Annotated in this window: 18 protein-coding genes and 1 riboswitch; of the genes, 12 read left to right on the top strand and 6 right to left on the bottom strand. The window is 54.0% G+C overall.

All coding sequences use genetic code 11. The features are described 5' to 3' along the window. The first annotated feature begins 288 nt into the window (after positions 1-288). The 8 genes from asnA (at position 289) to thiH (ending at position 8043) form a co-directional block, all read left to right on the top strand. Positions 289-1296 carry an aspartate--ammonia ligase gene (asnA, locus tag EU557_RS15795; protein WP_135531426.1) on the top strand — a complete coding sequence of 336 codons (1008 nt, stop codon included), beginning with the start codon at positions 289-291 and terminating at the stop codon, positions 1294-1296. A 305-nt stretch (positions 1297-1601) separates the two neighbouring features. Then, positions 1602-1979 (top strand): hypothetical protein, encoded by a 378-nt coding sequence (locus EU557_RS15790; RefSeq protein WP_135531425.1) that lies wholly within the window; start codon positions 1602-1604, stop codon positions 1977-1979. A 198-nt stretch (positions 1980-2177) separates the two neighbouring features. After that, a riboswitch (TPP riboswitch) is annotated at positions 2178-2274 on the top strand. Between the two features lie 77 nt (positions 2275-2351). Beyond that, complete coding sequence (thiS, locus tag EU557_RS15785) at positions 2352-2555, top strand: sulfur carrier protein ThiS (protein WP_135531424.1); 204 nt, start codon at positions 2352-2354, stop codon at positions 2553-2555. A gap of 118 nt (positions 2556-2673) precedes the next feature. Beyond that, positions 2674-4545, top strand: a complete 1872-nt coding sequence (gene thiC / locus EU557_RS15780; RefSeq protein WP_135531423.1) for a phosphomethylpyrimidine synthase ThiC — start codon at positions 2674-2676, stop codon at positions 4543-4545. Between the two features lie 137 nt (positions 4546-4682). Then, the gene (locus tag EU557_RS15775; RefSeq protein ID WP_135531422.1) at positions 4683-5435 is read left to right on the top strand and encodes a hydroxymethylpyrimidine/phosphomethylpyrimidine kinase; all 753 of its coding nucleotides are present in this window, start codon (positions 4683-4685) and stop codon (positions 5433-5435) included. A 9-nt stretch (positions 5436-5444) separates the two neighbouring features. Continuing rightward, entirely contained in the window at positions 5445-6077 is a 633-nt protein-coding gene (locus EU557_RS15770) for a thiamine phosphate synthase (protein WP_135531421.1), read from the top strand. Then, positions 6074-6847: a thiazole synthase gene (locus EU557_RS15765; protein ID WP_135531420.1), complete on the top strand. Its 774-nt coding sequence runs from the start codon at positions 6074-6076 to the stop codon at positions 6845-6847. The genes EU557_RS15770 and EU557_RS15765 overlap by 4 nt, the downstream gene beginning before the upstream one ends. Before the next feature lie 74 nt (positions 6848-6921). Continuing rightward, positions 6922-8043, top strand: coding sequence for a 2-iminoacetate synthase ThiH (gene thiH, locus EU557_RS15760; protein WP_135531419.1), 1122 nt, complete (start codon positions 6922-6924; stop codon positions 8041-8043). Here the strand turns inward: thiH and EU557_RS15755 are convergent. From EU557_RS15755 to EU557_RS15745, 3 genes are all read right to left on the bottom strand, one after another. Next, the gene (locus EU557_RS15755) at positions 8040-8666 is read right to left on the bottom strand and encodes a thiamine phosphate synthase (RefSeq protein ID WP_135531418.1); all 627 of its coding nucleotides are present in this window, start codon (positions 8664-8666) and stop codon (positions 8040-8042) included. The genes thiH and EU557_RS15755 overlap by 4 nt on opposite strands. 28 nt (positions 8667-8694) lie before the next feature. Beyond that, the gene (locus EU557_RS15750) at positions 8695-9999 is read right to left on the bottom strand and encodes a flavin monoamine oxidase family protein (RefSeq protein ID WP_135531417.1); all 1305 of its coding nucleotides are present in this window, start codon (positions 9997-9999) and stop codon (positions 8695-8697) included. A gap of 225 nt (positions 10000-10224) precedes the next feature. Next, entirely contained in the window at positions 10225-10542 is a 318-nt protein-coding gene (locus tag EU557_RS15745; RefSeq protein ID WP_135531416.1) for a hypothetical protein, read from the bottom strand. A gap of 1212 nt (positions 10543-11754) precedes the next feature. Between EU557_RS15745 and EU557_RS15740 the strand changes: the two genes are divergently transcribed. Beyond that, positions 11755-13965, top strand: coding sequence for a right-handed parallel beta-helix repeat-containing protein (locus tag EU557_RS15740; RefSeq protein ID WP_135531415.1), 2211 nt, complete (start codon positions 11755-11757; stop codon positions 13963-13965). 646 nt (positions 13966-14611) lie between these two features. Continuing rightward, complete coding sequence (locus EU557_RS15735) at positions 14612-15412, top strand: SDR family NAD(P)-dependent oxidoreductase (RefSeq protein WP_135531414.1); 801 nt, start codon at positions 14612-14614, stop codon at positions 15410-15412. 103 nt (positions 15413-15515) lie between these two features. On the opposite strand, the gene EU557_RS15730 is transcribed toward EU557_RS15735, so the two are convergent. Then, positions 15516-15773 (bottom strand): hypothetical protein, encoded by a 258-nt coding sequence (locus EU557_RS15730; RefSeq protein WP_135531413.1) that lies wholly within the window; start codon positions 15771-15773, stop codon positions 15516-15518. A 230-nt stretch (positions 15774-16003) separates the two neighbouring features. On the opposite strand from EU557_RS15730, the gene EU557_RS15725 reads away from it, so the two are divergent. Next, the gene (locus tag EU557_RS15725; protein ID WP_135531412.1) at positions 16004-17806 is read left to right on the top strand and encodes a M61 family metallopeptidase; all 1803 of its coding nucleotides are present in this window, start codon (positions 16004-16006) and stop codon (positions 17804-17806) included. A gap of 116 nt (positions 17807-17922) precedes the next feature. Here the strand turns inward: EU557_RS15725 and EU557_RS15720 are convergent, their stop codons facing one another. Together EU557_RS15720 and EU557_RS15715 are read right to left on the bottom strand one after the other, a co-directional pair. Continuing rightward, on the bottom strand, positions 17923-19932 hold the full coding sequence (locus tag EU557_RS15720) for a T9SS type A sorting domain-containing protein (protein ID WP_135531411.1): 2010 nt from the start codon (positions 19930-19932) through the stop codon (positions 17923-17925). A gap of 488 nt (positions 19933-20420) precedes the next feature. Next, entirely contained in the window at positions 20421-21851 is a 1431-nt protein-coding gene (locus EU557_RS15715; protein ID WP_135531410.1) for an RtcB family protein, read from the bottom strand. A 289-nt stretch (positions 21852-22140) separates the two neighbouring features. On the opposite strand from EU557_RS15715, the gene EU557_RS15710 reads away from it, so the two are divergent. Then, on the top strand, positions 22141-22950 hold the full coding sequence (locus tag EU557_RS15710; protein WP_245326291.1) for a ThuA domain-containing protein: 810 nt from the start codon (positions 22141-22143) through the stop codon (positions 22948-22950). The last annotated feature ends 33 nt before the right edge of the window (positions 22951-22983 follow it).

Below are 22983 nucleotides of genomic sequence, written 5' to 3'. Positions count from 1 at the left end.
ATAATCTCCAGAATAATAACTCGAATAATAATATTCGAGTCTGGAAGGCTATTGCTCCTTTGGAGAAATGAAAAATCAGTAAATGATTTTCTTTTAAAGCCTTCCACACGTTGGAAGGCTTTTTTTGTGCCTATTTCCTTGGTTGGCCTTATTGGCAGACAGAACAAGACAGGATTTCCCGAGCACAAATAATTTATCGGATTTCAAAAAACTCCCGTCAGGGAGGAGGGAATTCGTGTGCCTTTTTGAAAATAAAAACCTTTCCAAAAACCATAAACAATAATTGCCATGACTGCGCAGGAATTATTAAAAACCGAGGAAGCCATCAGCTTTGTGAAGGAGACGTTTGCCAAGGAATTGGCTTCGCAATTGCACCTCAGTAAAGTGTCGTCGCCGATTGCCGTGCTGGATGGCACCGGTATCAACGACGACCTGAACGGCATTGAGCGCCCGGTTGGCTTCCCGATTAAGGCGCTAGGTGAGCGCCGCGCAGTGGTAGTACATTCCCTGGCCAAGTGGAAGCGGGTGCGCCTGCAGGAGCTCGGCATTGAAGCCGGTCGGGGCCTGCTGACCGACATGCGCGCCCTGCGCCCCGATGAAGATTACTCGCCCATCCACTCCATCTACGTGGATCAGTGGGACTGGGAAAAGCACATCCAGCCCGAGCAGCGCACAGTAGCGTTTCTACAGGCCACGGTAGAACGCATTTACGAGGCCCTGCGCACCACAGAGGCGCGCATTGCGACGAAATACCCAGAGATTACGCCCGTGCTGCCTGGCTGCATTACGTTCCTGCATGCTGAGGACCTACTTAAGCAATATCCCACCCTCACGCCCAAGGAGCGCGAGCACGAGGCGGTAAAAGAATACGGCGCTGTATTCCTGATGGGCATCGGTGGCGAGTTGAGCCACGGTGAACCCCACGACGGCCGCGCCCCCGACTACGACGACTGGAGTACCGAAACGGCTGCCGGCTACCGCGGCCTGAACGGCGACATTCTGCTCTGGCACCCAGTGCTGCAAACTTCTTTCGAGGTTTCCTCAATGGGTATTCGGGTGGATAAGCACGCCCTGGTGCGCCAGCTGGCCCTGCGCGGCTGTGAGGATCGGCAGGAGCTGTCGTTTCACTCGCGCCTGCTGAAGGATGAGCTGCCCCAGAGCATCGGTGGCGGCATCGGGCAGAGCAGGGTGTGCATGTTCATGCTGCGCAAAGGGCACATTGGGGAGGTACAAGTAAGCATCTGGTCTGACTCAGTGCGCGAGGAATTGGCTGGGAGTGGTGTAGGCCTGTTGTAAGCCAATAATAGCTGCTCAAAGCAGCATGGGCGGGGAAGCAGGTTTGGCGGCCGTAGCTTCTCCGCCCTTTTTGGTGGCCTAGGCCAGGGTAAGACGACCACGAAGGAGCAGTACACTAGGCTAAGTAGAGGAAAGGAGTAAGGCAGCAGATAGAAATGCGGGGTTGGTAGAGTAAAACTGGCCTAGGCCAGCTAAAAGGGAAAGCTGGCTCTTGGCTTGCAATAAGACCACTAAGCGCTTAACCTATTTCACAGTCTGCTTCTTACGAGGTCGATTCTCATTAACCTTCTCCAATTTCCTTCCTCATGAAAACTTCCTTGCTTTCCGCTGTTGCCTTGATCTTCACTGCTTCCTCAGCCTTCGCCGCTCCCGCATTTCCTAATCACGACAACAAACCCAAGTACGGCACCGACCGCAACAGCAACTACGGCTACGATAAGAATCACCGCGTAACGCCCGCCGAGAAAGCCCGGTGGGAAGCAGCCCAGCGCACCGCTCGCCGCGACGACTACCGCGATGATCGTCGGGACGACCGTCGCGATAACCGGGACTATGGCCGTAACGACCGAGAATTCGACCGCAACGACCGAGACTTCAACTACGGGTATGCTAAAAATCACCGGGTAACTGGTGCTGAGCGGGCCCGTTGGGAAGCCGCTCACCGCAACGACCGTCGTCGCTAGGCCAGTAGCAATACAAAAAGCCCCGTCTTGCATGCAGGACGGGGCTTTTTGCGTCTTCGGTATATTACTAGAAGTAGCCTAGAAGTCTAATAAAGCGAGCTGCATCCGTAGCAACGTTGTAGGCCACTGGGTAGGAGAGGACCTCCCAGGCCGGAATTATTTATTTGGCGGTTGCCGAATGACCGCCTATGTTAGCGTCGTAAACTTTAGGGGTGTCCTGCTAGCCAGGACTGAGATGATACCCTTTGAACCTGATCAGGCTGATACCTGCGAAGGGAAAAGTACCAGAGTGCATTGCGGCCACAGGTGTGGCTGTGAGCCTCGCTGCCTATTGTTTATAGTCTGATTTTCTGTCAACTAACTTTTGGTTGAATGATCTACTATGTCAACAATACGCCGCAAGAGGCCGCGGAGATCCGCACCGTGGCGGAGGTAATGACCGACCTGCAACTAGCCGGCAAGCGTGGCCTAGCCGTGGCCGTGAACGATACGGTGGTGGCCCAGCCGGAATGGGCCAGCTACACCCTGCAATCCAACGACCGCGTTACGATTATCCGCGCAACCCAAGGCGGTTAATAGTCCTTCTGAACGCGGGCAGGACGCTGAGTAATGCCCAGAGCCAAGCCAGAAAGCTTGCCGCGCCTGGAAGGACAGGCCTAGTTCCTGCTGTCACACTCATCCCACATTTCTTCTGATGAAAAAAGACCATGCCCCCCAGCAAACGCTGGTGGAACGTGCGCCCCTGACGGGCTCGCGCAAGATTTATGTGCCTGGCCAGCTGCACAACATTCAGGTGGCCATGCGCGAAATCACCCTCAGTGATACCCAACGCAAGTTCGACTTCACGAACCCCACCGAGCAGAACCCACCCGTAACGGTGTACGATACCAGCGGACCCTACACCGACCCCAACATTGAAATTGACCTGAAGAAAGGCCTGCCGCGCCTACGCGAGGAGTGGATTCTGGAGCGCGGAGACGTAGAAGAGCTGCCCGGCACTTCCTCAGAATACGGGCAGCAGCGGGCCGCCGATGCCTCGCTGGATCACCTGCGCTTTGAGCACATCCGGCGGCCTTTCCGGGCCAAGGAGGGCCTGAATGTAAGCCAGCTGCATTATGCCAAACAGGGGATTATCACGCCCGAGATGGAGTACATTGCTATCCGGGAAAACCAGCGGATTGATGCCCTGGCGGCCGATGATGTGCTCAAAGTACAGCACCAGGGGCACAGCTTTGGGGCCAACACGCCGCAGGGCCACATTACGCCGGAGTTCGTGCGCGCCGAAGTAGCGGCCGGTCGGGCCGTTATTCCTTCCAACATCAACCACCCGGAGAGCGAGCCCATGATTATCGGGCGCAACTTCCTGGTGAAGATCAATACCAACATTGGCAACTCGGCCGTGACGTCGAGCATTGAAGAAGAGGTAGATAAGGCCGTATGGAGCTGCCGCTGGGGTGGCGATACGCTCATGGACCTGAGCACGGGCAAGAACATTCACGAGACGCGGGAATGGATTATCCGCAACTGTCCGGTGCCAGTGGGCACGGTGCCTATTTACCAGGCCCTTGAGAAGGTGAACGGCAAGGCCGAGGACCTAACCTGGGAGCTGTTCCGCGACACGCTCATTGAGCAGGCCGAGCAGGGCGTGGATTACTTCACGATTCATGCTGGCGTGCGGCTGCCCTACATTCCGCTCACAGCCAAGCGTGTGACGGGTATAGTGTCGCGGGGTGGCTCAATTATGGCCAAATGGTGCTTGGCGCATCATAAAGAGAACTTCCTCTACACCCACTTCGAGGAAATCTGCCAGATTATGAAGGCCTACGACGTGGCATTTTCCCTGGGGGATGGCCTACGCCCCGGCTCTATTGCCGACGCCAACGACGAAGCCCAGTTCGCGGAGCTGGAAACGTTGGGTGAGCTCACCAAAATTGCCTGGGCCCACGATGTGCAGGTAATGATTGAGGGCCCCGGCCACGTGCCCATGCACCTGATCAAGCAGAATATGGAAAAGCAGCTGAAGGAGTGCCACGAAGCTCCCTTCTACACGCTGGGCCCGCTGACCACCGACATTGCTCCCGGCTACGACCACATCACTTCGGCCATTGGAGCGGCCATGATTGGCTGGTTCGGCACGGCCATGCTCTGCTACGTGACGCCGAAAGAGCACCTAGGCCTCCCCAACAAGCAGGACGTGAAGGACGGCGTCATCGCCTACAAAATTGCCGCCCACGCCGCCGACCTGGCCAAAGGCCACCCAGGAGCCCAGTACCGCGACAACGCCCTGAGCAAAGCCCGCTTCGAGTTCCGGTGGGAAGACCAGTTTAACCTCTCCCTCGACCCCGACACGGCCCGCGAGTACCACGACGAAACCCTGCCCGCCGAGGGTGCCAAAGTGGCCCACTTCTGCTCCATGTGCGGCCCGCATTTCTGCTCCATGAAAATCACGCAGGAAGTCCGCGACTTTGCCGCCAAGCAGGAGGTTCAGCCCGATGAGGCACTGACGCATGGCCTAGCCGAGAAAGCCCGTGAGTTCGTGGAGAAAGGCAGCGAGATATACCTGTAGATGGTATTCAAAAGACCGTCCTGCTGAGCTTGTCGAAGCATCTCTACCTCTGGCTATTCAACTGGCCTAGAAGTGATTCAACGAAGCGGGAGATGCTTCAACTCCGTTCAGCATGACAGTCTAACTTCTTACTTCAAATGCCCCAGCAGCCTCGCCCTTATGCCCTGAGTATAGCCGGTTTTGACCCCAGCGGTGGGGCCGGCTTGCTGGCCGATAGCAAAACCATGGAGGCACTTGGCGTCTATGGCCTAGGCGTGTGCACGGCCCTGACGGTACAGAACGATGTGCAGTTTGAAGGCGTGAGTTGGGTGGCGCCTACAGAAGTGCGCGCGCAGGCCCAACTGCTGTTTGCTCGGTTTGCTATCGGGTATGTTAAAATTGGCCTGATAGAAAGCCTGGCCCAACTGCCACAACTCCTGAGCTGGCTGCGGGAGCAAAACCCACGGGTGCAGGTGGTTTGGGACCCGGTGCTGCAAGCCAGCGCCGGCTTCGATTTTCATGCCGGGCCGCCGCAGGAACTCGTGCGCAAGGTGTGCACTGGCCTAGCCTTGCTCACGCCTAACCGGCCCGAAATGCTGCGCCTGTGGCCTAGCACTTCCGCTGAGGAAGCAGCGGCGGCGGTCAGTGCATTTTGTCCGGTGCTGCTAAAAGGCGGGCACCAGGAGGGGGCACAGTCCACAGACGTTTTATTCCTAGATGGGCAGCAGCACTCCTTCCCGGCTCCGCGCCTACCGAATGGGGAGAAGCACGGGAGCGGCTGCGTGTTATCGGCGGCCATTACGGCGGAGCTGGCGAAAGGGCAGCCGCTGCCAGCCGCCTGTCGGCTGGGGAAGGAGTACACCACCCGGGTTTTGGCCAGCAACCCTGGCCTACTTGGCTATCATTTTTGAGTTCCTTGGATGAAACAGATCAATAACCTACAGTTTATTACCGCTTCGGCGGAGCAGGCCGAACAGGCTTGCGCGGGGGGCGTGAGGTGGGTGCAGTTGCGTGTAAAAAACTTGGCGTATGCCGAGTGGAAGCAACGGGCGCTGGCCACTCAGCAGGTGTGCCAGCGCTACGGCGCAACCCTCATCATCAACGACAATCCGCAGCTAGCTGTAGAAATTGGGGCCGATGGGGTGCACCTCGGCAAAGAAGATATGGCGCCGACGGAAGCCCGCGCCATTCTCGGGCCCGATTTTATTATTGGTGGCACAGCCAACACGTTTGCTGACGTTGAGCGGCTAGAGGCAGCCGGTGTAGACTACATAGGGCTAGGGCCATTTCGCTTCACTGCTACCAAGGAGAAGCTAAGCCCAATTCTGGGCCTTACGGGTTACGAGCTTCTGCTAGGTCAGTGCCGGGCCGCGGGAATCACGACGCCCATCGTTGGTATTGGCGGCATAACGCTGGCAGATGTGTCCCCGCTGGTGGCTACGGGTCTGCACGGCGTGGCGGTATCGGGAGCCATTTCAGCCTCCCCCGACCCCGCCACTACGGCTCTGGCTTTTCTGGAGCGCTTGCCCACGCTACTTCCTACCTCCTCATGACCACTCAACCCCTCGTAATTTCCGGGCGCACGTTCTCGTCGCGCCTGTTTACCGGCACCGGCAAGTTCAGCTCGGCGCAGCTCATGGAGGAAGCCTTGCTGGCGTCCGGCTCAGAGCTGGTAACAGTGGCCCTAAAGCGGGTTGACGTAACCGATGCCCAGGACGACCTGCTAGGCCACCTCAGCCACCCACAGTTTCAGCTGCTGCCGAATACCTCTGGCGTGCGCACGGCCAAGGAAGCAGTGTTTGCCGCTCAGTTGGCTCGTGAAGCTTTGGAAACCAACTGGCTTAAGCTTGAAATTCATCCCGACCCCAAGTACCTGTTGCCCGACCCAGTAGAAACCCTGAAAGCAGCCGAGGAGCTGGTGAAGCTGGGCTTCGTGGTGCTGCCCTATATTCACGCCGATCCGGTGCTGTGCAAGCGGCTGGAGGAGGTGGGGGTGGCGGCCGTAATGCCGCTCGGCTCGCCCATCGGCTCCAATAAGGGCCTGTTAACTCGGGAGTTCCTGGAAATCATCATTGATCAGAGCCGGGTGCCAGTGGTGGTTGATGCCGGCATTGGCGCGCCCTCGCACGCCGCAGCCGCCATAGAGCTGGGGGCCGATGCCGTGCTGGTAAATACGGCCATTGCCGTGGCCGGACAACCCGTGCAGATGGCGCAAGCCTTCCGCCTAGCTGTGGAAGCCGGCCGCCTGGCCTACGAAGCCCGCCTAGCTGCCCCCCAGGCACACGCCGAAGCCAGCTCGCCTCTTACGTCTTTCCTGGATTAGTTGCCACTGGTAGGCGTCAGTGCATGCCAACGCCTACCAATGACAACCGAAAATCAATAATTAACAACCAAACCATGTCTTTCCGCCCCATCTTCGATGCTCACCGCTGGGACGACGTCAAGGCCAGCATCTACGCCAAAACCGCCGCCGATGTAGAGCGGGCGTTGGCGGCGCCGAAACGCACGCTGGAAGATTTCAAGGCCCTGATTTCGCCAGCCGCGGCCCCGTATCTGGAGCAGATGGCTCGGTTGAGCCAGCAGCTTACGCGCAAGCGCTTCGGGAATACGGTGCAACTCTACGTACCGCTCTACCTGAGCAATGAGTGCCAGAATATTTGCACCTACTGCGGCTTCAGTCTCGATAATAAAATCCGGCGGCGCACGCTCAGCAGCGTGGAAATGCTGCAGGAGGCAACCGTGCTGAAGGAGTGGGGCTACGAGCACGTGCTGCTGGTAACCGGCGAGGCCAACCAAACCGTAGGGGTAGAGTACTTGCAGAAAGCCATCCAGACGTTGCGGCCCCACTTCGCACACATCTCCATGGAAGTGCAGCCCCTTGACCGCGAGGACTATGAGCGACTCATTCCCGATGGTCTGCACACGGTGCTAGTGTACCAGGAAACCTACCATCAGGAGGACTATAAGAAGCACCACCCGAAGGGTAAGAAATCGAACTTCTACTACCGCCTCGATACGCCCGACCGGCTCGGCCAGGCGGGCATTCATAAGATGGGGTTAGGCGTGCTGTTTGGCCTAGAAGACTGGCGCACCGACAGCTTTTTCACAGCTCTGCATCTGGCCTACCTGGAGCGCACCTACTGGCAAACCCGCTATAGCCTATCCTTCCCGCGGCTACGGCCAGCGGAGGGGCTGTTGCAGCCCAAGGTAGAAATGTCGGATCGGGAGTTGGTACAGTTGATCTGCGCGTATCGGCTGCTGAACGAAGAAGTAGAACTCTCGATTTCGACCCGCGAAACGCCCACCTTTCGCGACCATATCATTAAGCTCGGCATCACGTCCATCAGCGCAGGCTCTAAAACCAACCCCGGCGGCTACGTGGTAGAGCCAGAGTCACTGGAGCAGTTTGAAATCAGTGATGAGCGCAGCCCCGCGGAAATTGCCGCCATGATCCGGCGGCAAGGCTACGAGCCCGTCTGGAAAGATTGGGACCAAGCGCTGGCCACGCCAGTGGCCTAGTGGTGCAGTACAGCCGCCTGCAACTCCCGAAATGCCATCACCGGATTAGGCTGCTGCCAAATGCCGCCCAACACGGCCGCCCCCGCAAAACCAACCTGCTGCACCCAAGGCAACGTAGCCGGCGTGATACCACCCAGCGCTACCACCTGCGGACTGTAGCCCCGGCGCATGCGCAGGTGGCCTAGCGTATGTTCCAGCGCTTCAGGCTTAAAGTCGGCTTGATAACCCGGCTTGCTGGTGCTCGGAAATATAGGGCTGAGGAAGACGTAGTGATAAGGCCGACGGTGACGTGCCAGATCTTCGAGACTGTGGAGGGAGGCAGAAATGCTCCGGCCCGGCAGTTGGCGTAGGAGGGCGGTTGTACTGGCAGCACGTCGGCTGTGCTCAGTCAGGTGAATGCCTTTGAGCAGGAACCGAAGTGCCAGCGTGTAGTGGGCATGCACTACTAGCCGGTTGTGGTAGATAGCCGGGATTTGCTGCACGTACTCAGCCAGCTCCTGCTCCGACCAACCCGGTTTGCGAACGTGGTAAGTTTGTAGGCCTGCCTCGAACAGTTGCAGGAGGAAGGGGAGCTCTGCTTCCAGCGGCTCAGGTGGGGAGATGACCAGCAGGCGAAAAGGCATGCCAAGTATAGCTAATTTCTACGCTGAACTACTGGCCTAGAATTCTCTTGGCAGCTGTTTCACCGCTCACTAAAGCAGCTTCAACGGTTCCAGTGTGCGCTCCTTCGTAGAGACCTTCACCCGCAAAAAAGAGCGTGTCTTCGATGGGCTGGTTAAGAACTTGGTAGGCCGCCGCCGATCCTACTGTTGCGTAGGCATAAGCCCCTCGCGCAAACGGATCAGCACCCCAGTTAACTACGCGGTGGGCGCGAAGCTGCTGGCGCAGGAAACTGGTGGTAGAGCCAAACAGATAAGCTAGCGTATCGAGGGCGAGCGTAAGTAGGTCGGCTTCGGAGGTTTCCCGCAGGGCAGCAGCGGCCGGACCGGCAACCCAGCCAGTGAGTAGGGGGCGGGTGTCAGGAAATTGGCTCCACCAAGTAGGCACAGCAGCATCCGAGAAAAGAAAGCCCATTTCGGGCATGGGCTGACCTACCTCGGCGGAAGGGGCTTGCCAAAAGGGCTCCTGAAATTCCAGCAGGAACTTAATCACGGGCCCAACACCCAATGCCATAGCGGCAGCTCGGTAAGCGGGCAGTTCTGGCGTAAAGCGCACGTAACCAGCTGTGCCTTCCTCTGCCTGCAATACACCTAGCGGTAGAGTGAGTAGTGCCTGGGCAGCTAGGAAGGTAGGGCCTCCTTGGCATTTTATTTCCACCTGCCCCGCTTGCCAGCGCACTTCCTCTACTATAGTAGAGAGATGCAGCACGCCGCCGGCCGCTTGAACTTCTTGCACCAGCCAGTCAATCAACCGCCCGTACCCGCCCTCTGGCCTAGGCGAGTCTTCGGCTCCGTTGCCCGACCATTCTTCGCGCAACGCAAAGGAACTAGCCCGGCGGGCATCAGCGGCATCGTAGCCTTCCGCAAAGCGCGTAACAGTATCGCGCAATTCTCGATACTGCTCATCAGGAAATTGTTGCGCCAAAAATTCGGCCAGGGGCACATCATGCTCCAGACTATGCAGCTTCTGAAGCAGCAAGGGCATGTCTTCGATAAAGAACCCTTCCGCCTCTTGAGCTTTGCCTTCAGCCGCCTCAAAGTTGCTGCCACCGGTATCGTGAGTGATGATGCCAGCTTCTAGAAGAAGAGCTTGAGAGCGAGCTACATCGCCATGTAAAAACTCGGCTCCACCTTCAGTAGGGCCAGTAAAGCCGTGGTCAGTAAAGGTGTGGATGCGGCCGCCAGGGCGGTTGCGGGCTTCAAGTATAGCAACACGTCGACCCGCTTGAGCGAGGGTGCGGGCGGCTAATAAGCCAGCAGCACCGGCACCAACTAGTAGAATATCGTACTCAGGCATGCAGAAAAAATCAACGCCTAAGTTCAGCAGGCGTTAAGTAGGAAGCTGAAATACCCCATTAAGGTTTAGATAAGCTGCCTTACTATTTGATGTCACCTGTCAGGTACTGGGCTACAGGCTGTCTAAGGGCACAGCGCTTCAAAGAAATGCCCCTGTACTAGTTGCCTTTCTGAAATGAGAGTTTCTAGTGAAAGGGCAAATATAAACTAGGTGCGCAGTGGTGGCCTAGCGGAGGCTAATCCAACTGGGGCTAACGGGTAGCCCTGCCGGGGCGGCCCGAACGATGGATGTCTTTTGGATAACCTCGCCATTAGTATCCAGGTATTGCACCATGTACTCATGAGTGGTAGCCGACAAGTTTGAAGTGCGGTCGAGGTAAGGACTGCAGGCATTGCGGGCCACGCACTGCCAAGACTGGTTGCGGCCACGGCGATATACATAAGCAAATTGGCCAGCCGGTGTTGGGAAATCGAGGCGACGACCAGCAGGAACTAAATGAAGGTGGAGGGTGGCGGTGGGGGCGAGGGTAAGCATTGTTTTCAAAGGGTAAGCAGGTTAGAACGTACGTCAGGCCACTTTATTAGGTTCTGACGGTCGGTTAAACGATACTCCATGAAATAATGCTCCCGAATTTATACGGGTTTTATAAGTGTATACTGCTGATTTTGTGTGGTAAATACCAAGAGGGCTTGAGCAGATTGTGTGCTAGGCCAGTTTGCATTAGCACGTCATGTGAGGCAGTGTACAGGAGTGCCTATTTACAGGAGCAACACCTTATAATGCGGTGCGTTGCGGCGTATATCTATAGAAGTTTACTCCGGTATTCACGCTGGTGTACATGCAGCAGTGAAGTAATGCTACGCTGAACGGCTACCCTCCCAAGCTGCTCTACTACCTCCGGATGATTCCATCTATAAAAGCGCGCTATCATAGTAGCTGCTGCCCGGGTTCCCATTGACTGCCATAGCAAATATGGGAGCTCAATTTCAGACAAGTCGGTGCCATTACGTGAGTGCGCAACCAAGATGAGAGCCACTATGGGCCCATCAGCTTCAGCATAAACGCGCAGAGTACAAGACTTGCTCACAATGGAAAGAAGTTAGGCCAAGGCTGCCTGTGGGCGCAAGTGAGTTTTAGTATCTAAACTCTGCAACTAGCATCCTGAAAGCTACCGTATTAATCTCCTTTTTGTCTCGTAATAAATACTCATATTTTATGTAAGGGTTTCACAAGATGAAATTTAGCACGCCCTAATTTACAGCTGAGATGGGGCGTTGGACAAGTGCAAACTGTCGCTCATTATTCAGTTAAGTTCAACCTTAATTGGGTGTCTTACACTTTTATCGCATAGTTACTCTAGTGAAGTAACTAAGGAGCCACTCACACGGAATTGTTTGAGAAAAGTGTGAGCAAGCCAGTAATGGGTTGTTTGAATGGGTAGGTTGGATACTGTTCTGCTGCTATGCATAAGTATGGGATTTTATACAGAGTCAATAGTTATATAAAATTACAACCTATTCTAATTGTAGGAAAAATTACATTTCAAATGTAGATTAGATTAATATTCTAGAATATAACCAAACTAACCTGATGAAAGAATGCTACTGTATATTGTATTGTGAGGCAATGAATTGCATTTTGCACTTTGATGCCTAAATAGCCCCTGAAAAGCGTTATAAATCTTTGAAAAACATTTATATTTTTATAATTATCCTATTTGCATAGTATTGCATTGTCATACCAAAGCCCTTGTCAATGCGCTTTAAACTTGTACTCTTATCAGTTCTCTTTGTCTCTTTGCTAACGAATAGTTCGTCTGCTTTAGCTACAACGTACTATATCAGCTCAACAGGTAAAGACACAAATGATGGTACTTCAGTCGCAACTGCGTGGAATAGTATCGCACAGGTAAATAAGGCTAGCTTCAACCCCGGCGACCGGGTTCTTTTTGAAGCAGGAAAGACCTTTACAGGCTCCTTATATTTTACAAGCGTAGGCACCGCTGCCGATCCTATTAAAATAGGCTCTTATGGCCAAGGTATGGCCACAATTGCAAGCGGAAACAATTATGCATTTTACTGCCCCAATGCTGGTGGTATTGAACTGCATCGCCTAAAGTTTGCGGGCTCAGGCCGTACGACGACTAATAACTCCGGCGTTATCTTCTCTGTCACTGCTGACCTTACCAATAAACGGTTGTCTCACCTTGTTTTAGATAGCCTTGATGTAAGTGGCTATATAAAGACGGGTATTGCTATTGGCAGCTCAAGCACAACTAGTGGCTATGACAATGTACGTATTACGAACTGCCAAGCTCACGACAATGGCGAGGCCGGTATCTCCTCTTATGGTAAAGCTCCTGCTCTTTGCCATAAAGACTGGTATGTTGCGGATTGCAAGGCCTATAACAATTCTGGTCGGTCAGAAATTACTACTACTAACACGGGTAGTGGTATCGTGCTCTCAAGTATTGACGGCGCTCTAATTGAGCACTGTGAGACATACAATAATGGCTGGCTGAACAATAATCCAAACGGAGGGCCCGTCGGTATCTGGGGGTATATTTGCAATAAGTTGGTTATACAGGAGTGTGAGTCGCACCATAACCGTTCTGGTTTAGCCCACGATGGTGGCGGGTTTGACTTGGATGGTGGCTGCACTAATTCTGTCATGCAGTATAATTACTCACATGACAATGATGGACCAGGCTATTTGCTGGCCCAGTATAGTGGCGCACCAGCTATGCACGACCTGACTATTCGCTATAACATTAGCGAAAACGATGCTCGTCGTTTCGGACAAGGTGCCATCATGTTATGGTCTTCGGGAGATAATGGAGGCATTCAAACGGCGGCTATCCATAACAATACGATTTACCTGACGCCCGCAGCAGATGGCTCAGAGGCTAACGCGTTCTATTTGTCGAGCAACGGGGTTAGCCAGATCACGGTGCGGAACAATATATTCCAGACTACGGCTGGCGTGCCACAGGTAAAAGCACTAGCTACTGAGGGAATCACGTTTCAAAGCAACTGCTACTGGGGTACGGGTAAACCGCTAGGTATTAAATGGGGAGGCACATCTTTTAGCACTCTCAACGACTGGCGTACCGCTACTAACCAAGAGATGGTTGGTACCAGAATGGTTGGAGTAAGCTTAGACCCCGCATTTGTGCGAGCTGGTCAGGGAGGAGATATGAATATTTCAAGCGGCAACCGTCGTTTGCTGACTTCTTGGGACGCATATAAGCTGCAGCCTACCTCTGCCGCAATTGGCTCTGGCTTGAACTTAGCCACAGAATTTAGCTTGACACCAGGTTCGCGCGACTTCTTTGGCTCGGCAACGCCTGCTCCGGGTATACTAGGTAACCTGGGGGCCAGCGAATCGGAAAGCAAGCCAGCTCCTTTACCCGTTGAGCTGGTTTCCTTTACTGCCGAGCGTCAGGCCGGCAATGCGGTGTTGCGCTGGCTAACTGCTTCGGAATTGCAGAACGACCGTTTCGAAGTAGAGTCTAGCAGTGATGGTCGTGTTTTCAACCGCATCGCCACTGTCAAAGGCAACGGCACTACTACCCAAACGAGCACTTACGCCTGGCAGGACGCTCTGGCTAAGTATTCGGGCGCGATGGTGTACTATCGTCTTAAGCAGGTTGATATATCTGGTAAAATAACGTACTCTGCTGTTAAAGCAGTTACCATTGCTAACGTTGCCAATCTAGAAATGCAGGCATGGCCGAACCCCTTCGTAGGCGAGCTGAGCATGCAGATTCAGAGCCCTCAAGGAGGGAAAGCCTTCATCACCTGCACTGATGCAATGGGGCGGACTGTGCTCACGCGCTCAGTAGAAGTAACCAAAGGTGCCTCTACCATTACCCTGCCTGAAGTTACGCAGCTGCCGCTAGGGGTCTATAGCCTGACTGTGCAGCAAGGTGCAACTCGGGTAATGACCAAGCTGATGCACCAATAGACTAAGTAAACCTAGCACAAGCCCCGTAACGAAGCCGCGTGAATAGACGCGGCTTCGTTACGGGGCTTGTGCTTTTATGCTATTAATGAGTGCTAGGCCTGTACTATGGGCGTTGCGGCCATAATAATGCCCGCGCTGTCACAGAAGCATACTACATACTCTGGCTTGGTCTCTTGGTAGATAGGAGCCGAGTCTAGGAAAGGGGTACAGGCATTTCGAGCAACACAGCGCCATGGCTCATTTTCAGTACGGCGGTATATGTACGCAAAGCGGCCATCAGGAATTGAGAAGTCAAGCTGGCGGCCGAGAGGTAGTTTTTGCAGGTGCAAAGCTGAGGTATCCGGAAGCGTTGGCATCAACATAAGGAAAGGGGTTCAGAGCAAGATTCAGACGGTCTGTAAATCTTGTCTATTTACCTCCTTTTGAGGTGGTACGGCTTATCGATTTCTACGGATTTACGCTGAGGCAAACCCTGATTTTTGTAGGAGAAATTTACGTAGTTCAGGCAAATGGTATTGAGGTATAACGGCTCAGCTAGTAGTTGAGCTATGAATTAGAATCTGATAAATAGCAAAAGAAATGTACGGCCGAAGGAATCTTGGCACCGTAGGTTATGCTGAAGATCAATCTTTTACGTGCTCGTGCTATGACAAACAAACAGAAATACGCATTAATAACAGGTGCTACTAGCGGAATAGGCTACGAACTTGCCAAGCTTTTCGCACAGGATCAGTACAACTTGGTTTTGGTAGCTCGTAATCAGGAGGAGCTAGACCAGAAGGCTTCCGAGTTCAAACAGCAACATGGTATTGAGGTAGTCACTGTTGCCAAAGATCTGTTTAAGCGGGAAGCTCCGTTTGAAGTCTATGATGCGGTGAAGGCCCAAGGACTTCAGGTTGATGTTTTGGTAAATGATGCCGGGCAAGGGCAATACGGCGAGTTTACTGAAACCGACATCAACCGTGAACTGGACATCATTCAGCTGAATATTGGAGCCTACGTTACGCTTACCAAGTGCTTCCTCAAAGAAATGGTGGGGCGAGGAGATGGTAAGATTCTTAACGTTTCCTCGATAGGTGGTGAGCTACCCGGGCCATTGCAGGCAGTATATCACGGCACGAAAGCCTTTGTGACATCGTTCACTGAAGCTATCCGGGAAGAGACCAAGGATAAGGGCATTAGCATTACAGCGCTGCTGCCCGGCGTAACCGACACCGACTTCTTCAACAAGGCCGATATGACGGAATCGAAGCTGGTGAAGGAAGGTAGCAAAGCCGACCCTGCAAAAGTCGCGCAAGATGGTTATGACGCCTTAATGGCTAATAAGGATAAGGTAGTGTCTGGCTTGAAAAATAAGGTGCAAGTAGCGGTCAGCAACATCATTCCCGATGACTTAGTAGCGGCTAACATGCATCAGCAGGGCAAGCCTAGCGAGGAGAATAAGTAAGTTGATGCCATTGTATATACAAAAGGCCGCTCCAGTCTGGAGCGGCCTTTTGCGTTTGCTGAAACCAGGCAGCAGTGGCCTAGCAATGAATGAAAAACTGTTTTTAGCTACTCTCCGCTGTAATGTTTTGGACTGAAAAGCCAGCGGACTCAAGTGCGGCTCTAATACCCTCGGGCCCCGGATTAGTGACGGAGGCTACGGCTACTTCCGCCTCACCGGCCTCAATTCTATCTACTAATAGGCCTAGGCCAGTAAGCGCCTCCCGCGCCCGGCCAATGCTGTCGGCATCTGTGAGGGCATCAACTTGCAGCAGATATCGCAAGAGTTGGGTAGGGTTGGTATCGGGGGCTGGCTGTGTCATGAGTAAGAGCGGTTGGAGGTGATGCACCAGTATTGGTGCGGGACATAGCTTGTGTACTGCAATATGGTAGGGGAGTTATGGTTGAGCTTATGGCTAAGCGCATATCTTAAGTACGAGTACTAGGCCACTTTGGAGGAGATTTTGGTTGGAACCAGTAGTTTCGTGGGTGGGCGCAACCGGCCGTGTGTTTGCGCGTCAGTAGCCCATTCCATCTTTCAGTATTTCCCCGAATGAACTCACTCTTCCGCTCGGCTGCGCTGGCAGCCCTGCTGGCTTCTGCCGCGCCGGTGTTGGCCAAAGCTCCTCGTGAGCTAACCTACACGGTAACCATGGACCCCGCTGCCAACAGCAATGCTTTCCAGGTGAAGTTAGAGCTACCCAAGCTCAAAAAGGATCAGGCCATCTACCAATTTGCGGCTACTGCGCCCGGTACGTATCAGGTAATGGATATGGGGCGCTACGTGAGCAACTTTCAGGCTTTCGACAGCAAGGGCAAGCCGCTAGAGGTAAAGCAGCTTTCCACCAACCAGTGGAAGCTAGCGCAGCCCGACAAGACCAGCGAGATTCGGTACACCATTGCGGAAACCTGGGATACGCCCGTGAAGGAGCACAACATTTATCGGATGTGTGGTTCCTCCCTGGAAACCGATCATGCGTTGCTGAACGGACAAACCCTGTTTGGCTATCCGCAGGGAATGCAGGACAAGCCCCTGCGCATCAAGCTGCAATACCCCACCGATTGGAAGGCCGGCTCAGTGCTGGTGCCCGATGCGCAAGGCTACTATCATCTCCAGGATTACGACCACGCCGTTGATTCTCCTATTCTGCTGGGGCGCCTCACCGAAGCCCAAATCAAGCTGGGTGATGCAGATGTAGCCTTGTACTGCTACTCTGCCACGGATAAAGTGCAGGCCGAGCCACTGCTGGGCTACATGCAGAAGATGTTGAACGCTGCGCAGTCGTTCTTTGGCGGTCAGCTGCCGGTAAAGCGTTACGCCTTCCTGTACCACTTCGCTGATAAGTCGGCCGGTGCCTGGGAGCACTCGTATAGCTCCGAGTACGTGCTGCCAGAAATGTCTCTCACGCCTGAAACTGCGCAGGGGGTAGTAGATATTGCAGCGCACGAGTTTTTCCACGTGATGACGCCGCTCAACATTCACTCCGAGATTATTGAGCACTTCAACTTTGTGCAGCCAACCGGCTCGGAGCACCTGTGGCTTTACGAAGGTACCACCGAGTGGGCCTCGCATATGATGCAGTTGCGCGGTGGCCTAGTACCCTTGAATGACTACCTGAGCATGCTGCACGATAAGGTTACTTACGACCGCACTCGTGCCGATACCACCTATAGCCTCAGCCGCTTAGGCCTCAATTCCTTCAGCGACGAAGGGCAGCGTCAGTACGGAAACATCTACCAGCGCGGAGCCCTCACAGCTGGTCTGCTTGATTTACGCTTGCTGGAGCTAAGCGGTGGCAAGCGTGGCCTACGCGATGTGCTGTTGGAGCTAGCTAAGAAGTACGGCCCAAGCAAGCCCATTAGCGAGAAGAACTTCTTCGAGGACTTCACCAAGATGACCTACCCCGAAATCGGTGACTTTTTCCAGCGTTACATCAAGAATGCTGAGCCGCTGCCGCTGCAAGAGTACTACTCGAAAATTGGTGTGCGTTATCAGAAGGCAGTGCCCACGGGTAAGCAAATCACCACCCTTGGCTCAATAGGCCTAGAAGCTCGCGAGACCAGCGTGTACTTCACTAAAGTAGGCGGACCACTGCAAGCTGCGGGTATTCAGGTAGGCGACCAGCTAGTAGCTATTGATGGGGCCCGCACCAATATTGGTACTGTGCTGCGTCAGATCCCGAGCCGTGCTCCTGGCACCATTGTGCCATTTATCGTTAGCCGCAATGGTCAGGAGCAAACCTTGCAAGTGAAACTAGGCAGCACGGAGGAAATCAAACGCTATGTTTTCACACAAGACCCAGCTGCTACGCCGGCTCAACTAGCCCTGCGTCAAACCTGGCTGAAAAACCTGTAAGCCTGCTTGGCCGCGCATGAACGTTACTGCCCCACTGGCCAAGCGCCAGTGGGGCAGTACTTTTACTGAGCCAGCCTCAACTGATATAAGACAAACGGATAGAGCAAAATCAGACTCTACTCGCAGCTACGTACGAAGTTGCGCAGCGTCCGTCGCCGGCCCTGCAGAACCTCCAGCCGGTATAGGCCAGGGTGCAGGCTGGAAACATTAATGCTCATAGCGCCAACTGAAAGCTGACCGATGAGTTGTACCGTGCCTTGCTCATTAAAAACGCGGTATTGCCCATCTGCGCCAAGCCCCGTGAGTCGTAATTCGTGTGATGTGGGGTTGGGATAAATGGTAAGCTGCAATGGCTGATCGGCAACCAGTACTGCCAATATGCTCGAGTACGTACTAGCTCCATCTGCATCTACTTGGCGGAGGCGGTAGTAAGCAATGCCAGGCAAAGGCGTGCTATCCAAGTAACTGTAACTAGTAAGTGTGTTACTGTTGCCTCTGCCGGCAACGCGGGTCAATATCCGGAAAGGCTGCCCCGCTACTTGCCGCTCAACCTCAAAAAACGCGTTTTGCTTTTCAGTGGCAGTTGCCCAGCGCAGGGACACACCATCGGGTTGAGATTTACCGGTAAAGCTAATAAGTGAAACTGGCAATGGGTTTTGGTTCTGATCAGTGCTGGCCAGCACGAAGTCGCCAAAACTAGTGAAGGAACTGGAAGTAAGCGTTGAAGAAGAATTAGCAGAGTGCCCCACATTACTCCAGCCAGCGCCGTTGCTTTGCCCTACTACAAAGGTTGCTAGACCAGGGTCGCCTACATAGTCATTAGCCCCAAAGCTGAGCGTGATACTCCCCGCAAACGTGCCAGCTGCTGGTGCTGGGCTGGCCGTGAGGGAATAATAGCGGATAGAGGAAACCCGCCGCACATCGTCAAGCATATTTTGGTCGGTAGGGCGCCCTTCCCGTTGCTCAGCCGTGTAGGAAGTAATTACTACCGGTGCAGTAGTGATGTTGAGCGTAAGGGGACGGTAAGCAGTACCCTTACCAACCGGAAAGAATAGCGCACCTGTTGCAGTAGACTGGCGTACCAGTGGCCCTTGCACAAACCCGCTGGCTGAGCCGGTTATGGTGGCCGTTGGGCCAAGCGTCAGGCGGTTGGTGTTGCTGGTTGTGATATTACCTTGGGTTAATGTTACGGGGCCATTGGCCGTTACTGACCGTTCCAGGGTTACCCCGGCAGCGTTATCAATAGCTAAGGTAGTGTTTGACGGGAAAGTGAGGGTGCTGGTGGTTGTACCGCCAATTCGTTGCGCAGCCGTGCCACTAAGTTTCAGCGAGAGCGGGTTATTATTGGCATCCTGGTTGAAGGCTAGGCCACCTCCATTGATAAGTAAGTTTCCTCGAAGCTCAACGCTGCTGGTATTGACCGTAACCTGGCCAGCCGTTATAACTAAGTCCGATTGAATCAGGCAAGGATTGGTAGCGTATGTGCTAAGCGTCAGAGTGCGGTTGGTATTAATTTCCAGCTTGCCATACGTGCGCCCCGACAGGGCAATGGTATTAGTAGAGGCAGTGTAGAGAAAGAGACTATTGGGCTCGAAGTTGGTTACTTGAAAGGTAGTGTTGTTGCCAATGGGAGTAGAGCCCGTTGCTTGTTCATACGTAGAGCCGTTGCGAAAAATCACGCTGTTCTTATTGGCCAGAGCAGAATTGAATAAAAAGCCCGTAAATCGGCTCCCAGGCAGCACGTAGCTGCCATTCAGAAATTCAATGGCACCTGGGGTAGTGGAAATGATTTGATGTGCACTACTAGTGGTAGCAGAACCGCGCAGCTCCAGGCGCCCCGCAAACCGGGCCGGAACTCCAGTAGCTAAACGAATAATCAGGTCGCCGCTACCGCTAAGGTGAGAACCCACGAGGGCCAGTGTAGTTCCAGACTCAGTAGAAACTCCAATGGCGTTGGTGTTGCCGCTGATGGCTAGCTCCCGGTCAGCATTTGTGGCTAGCGTTGCTCGGATGGCGTTAATAAATCGTAACTGACCCACGGTTTGTGTGGTGATATAGTCTAGCTCTACGGTAGCAGTTGGAGTTATCGTGCCATCAAATACCAGAATGTCGTTGGTTGCTGGCATAGAGCGGCTCGGCTCCCAGTTTGCTGCAGCCGACCAACTGCTAGAAACGCTGCCGCGCCAGGTGTAGCTAGTTTGAGCTGTCGACAGTAATGGTGCAACAAGCAATAGGCTACATATTGCCCAGATGTTTCGCGAAATCGGTAAAGATGAAATAGAAAATAAACGAGTAAGCAGGCGTAATGCTCTCATCAAATTATCGGCATCTAAATGTAATGGATACAGGAACAGTTGTAATGGTATTGTTCAGTCTTAACTCAGTATTACACCTGATTTTGGTAGTGTAATCGTGTAAATCTCTAAAATTAAGGCGGTTGTTTGGTCGCTCTTACTAGGCTTTACAGGCAGATATATTCATTTTCTTGGCCAAATAGTCATAGTTGACGTCAGAAGAGAAATGGAGCTATGATATTGTAATAATTTGATTTCATCAGAAAGCGAAGAAGCCATGAGTGACTTACTCATGGCTTCTTCGCTTTCTGATGAAATAGTTATTCGCCGCCATAACGACTCTTGCCGCCGCCGCCGGCATCCATACGCACAATGCGGGGCGCGAAAGACCCTAGCACATCTACTAGGTCGCGCTGGTGGGCCATTACCTGGTGGATGTCTTTGTAAGCCATGGGAGCTTCGTCTAGGCCACCGCCAATTAGCTCAATGCCCTGGTCGCGGAGGTGACGACGTACCTCTCCTTCCGAGAGGTTCTGCTTTGCCTGAGTGCGCGACATTTTGCGGCCCGCTCCGTGAGAGGCAGACTGAATAGAATCCCGCTCGCCTCGGCCCCGCACAATGAAGCCGGGTGCCGTCATGGAGCCAGGAATAACACCCAGCACGCCCTTACCCGCCGGAGTGGCTCCCTTGCGGTGCACTATAGCCTCGCGGCCGTCGGCTAAGGTCTCTTTCCAAGCGAAGTTGTGGTGGTTTTCCACCTTAGCGGAGGGTTTCACGCCCAGGGCTAAGCTCAGGCGGCGGTGAATATCGCGGTGGCACGCGGAGGCGTAATCACCCGCCAGGTTCATAGCCCGCCAGTACTCCTGACCCTCCTGCGAGTCAAGGTCAAGCCAAGCTAGGTAGCGCGCTTCCGGTGGTAGCGGGCACTTGCTCATGGCAATTTTGGTGTAGTGCTGGGCAATAGCCGCTCCCAACCCACGTGAGCCAGAGTGAGAAAGTAGGCCTAAGTACTGGCCTAGAGGCAGGTCCAGGTCGTTATCTTCGGAAGTAATGTCCACAATACCCCATTCAACGAAGTGGTTACCAGAGCCTGAGGAGCCCAATTGATTAATGGCTGCCTCGCGCTTGCCTTTCACCACGGGTATTTCTCGGAATTCCGGGCGGTCAAGTACGGGGTCATCGGCGGGGTTTTTAAACACCTCTTTATTGCCGAAGCGGGTATGGTTGTGCAGCAGTTTCTTCAGCTCCTGAGTGCGTTGCTCCAGGTAGTGCGGGGGCAGGTCAAACACTGATAACGCCATGCGGCACCCAATGTCCATGCCCACGCCGTACGGAATCACGGCATTATCCACAGCCAGCACGCCCCCAATGGGAAGGCCGTAGCCCTGGTGGGCATCAGGCATGAGGGCGCCATCCAGCGTTACAGGGAGCTGCATGGCGGTGTCCATCTGCTTACGGGCGCCGTCTTCGATAAAGGCTTCGCCGTAACGGCGGTAATCTTTGATTTCCGGGCTGAGGGTGACATCGCGCTTGGGGTCGGGCACGAATTCTTTGGCCAACTCTCGCCACAGCGAGTCGCGCAGATAAGCGTAGGGGTCTTCTTTTATCTTTTGCAGCGTAGCCAAGGCGCTGCCTTTGTCAAGTTTCTTGAGTTGGCGGTCTTCCAGAATATCCAGCGCCAGGGTAATGGCCCGGCCTTCAGGGTAGCCAATTTTGCGCAGGTCGTTGCCGCGCAGCTTTTGAGTTGCCATAGGAGAGAGGATGGGTGGTGCTGTGTGTAGCGCGGTTTTTCGGGCCGGGGTTATAGTTGAGCTCAACGCCTGCCGCTCTATTTTCGGCTGAGTCTGCGGTGCACACCTTGACTCACACTTGGCTAGGCCAGTGTGCGAGGAGTGAATCAGTAGCAATTCTACGGGTGAATAGAAACCGGTTCTGTAGCTTGGCCGCTAATCAGCGCATGTAGATATCCGGAGTCGTTTCTTCTAACCCAGCAGTATGAAAGCATCTTGTGGTAGATTCATCCTAGCTATACTTCTTCTAATGCTCGGCACCGTTACGGGCGGGCTTGCGCAAAAGAAGCCAGCCTTCCGGGTTATTGCCTTCTACACGGCCAAAAACGACCAGGCGCACATCAGTTATGTGCACGAGGCTAACGCTTGGTTTCCAACGGTAGCCAAACAGCATCACTTCGCCTACGACACTACCTCTAACTGGAGCAACCTGAATGCGGCTTTTCTAGCCAACTACCAGGTGGTGCTTTTCCTGGACACGCGCCCCGATGATCCGGCCCAACGGGCGGCTTTTCAGCAGTACATGGAGCATGGCGGCGCCTGGATGGGGTTTCACTTCGCCGGGTTTGCTCTCACGCCTTCCAGTTATCCGCAGAATTGGGACTGGTATCACAATACCTTCCTCGGGTCCGGCTCTTACGTGGGAAACACTTGGCGGCCTACGGCGGCCGTGCTGCGGGTAGAGGACCGGCGGCACCCTGCTACCCGGCATCTGCCCCCAACCTTCACTTCAGCGCCTAATGAGTGGTATAAGTGGAGCAACGACTTGCGGACAAATCCTGCTATTGACATTCTACTCGCCATTGACCCGCGGAGCTTTCCGCTTGGTACCGGCCCCAAGCCCCACGAAATCTGGCACAGCGGCTATTACCCCGTAGTCTGGACGAATAAGAACTTCCGGATGATCTATGTAAATATGGGGCACAACGACATCGACTACGAGCACGGTACCAACAAGGAGCTGTCGTTTACTTTCCAGAACAAACTCCAGAACCAGTTCATTGTAGATGGGTTGTTGTGGCTGGGGAGCAGGAAGAAAATTAGCCCTGCGCACAACTGAACTAGAGTGTGTGGACAGCACGAGAGGTAGTTG

Source organism: Hymenobacter wooponensis (genome assembly GCF_004745865.1).
In the GTDB taxonomy this organism is placed as follows: Bacteria; Bacteroidota; Bacteroidia; order Cytophagales; family Hymenobacteraceae; genus Hymenobacter; species Hymenobacter wooponensis.
The sequence above is the reverse complement of the archived record's forward strand: the minus strand, read 5'-3'. Positions and strand labels throughout refer to the sequence as shown.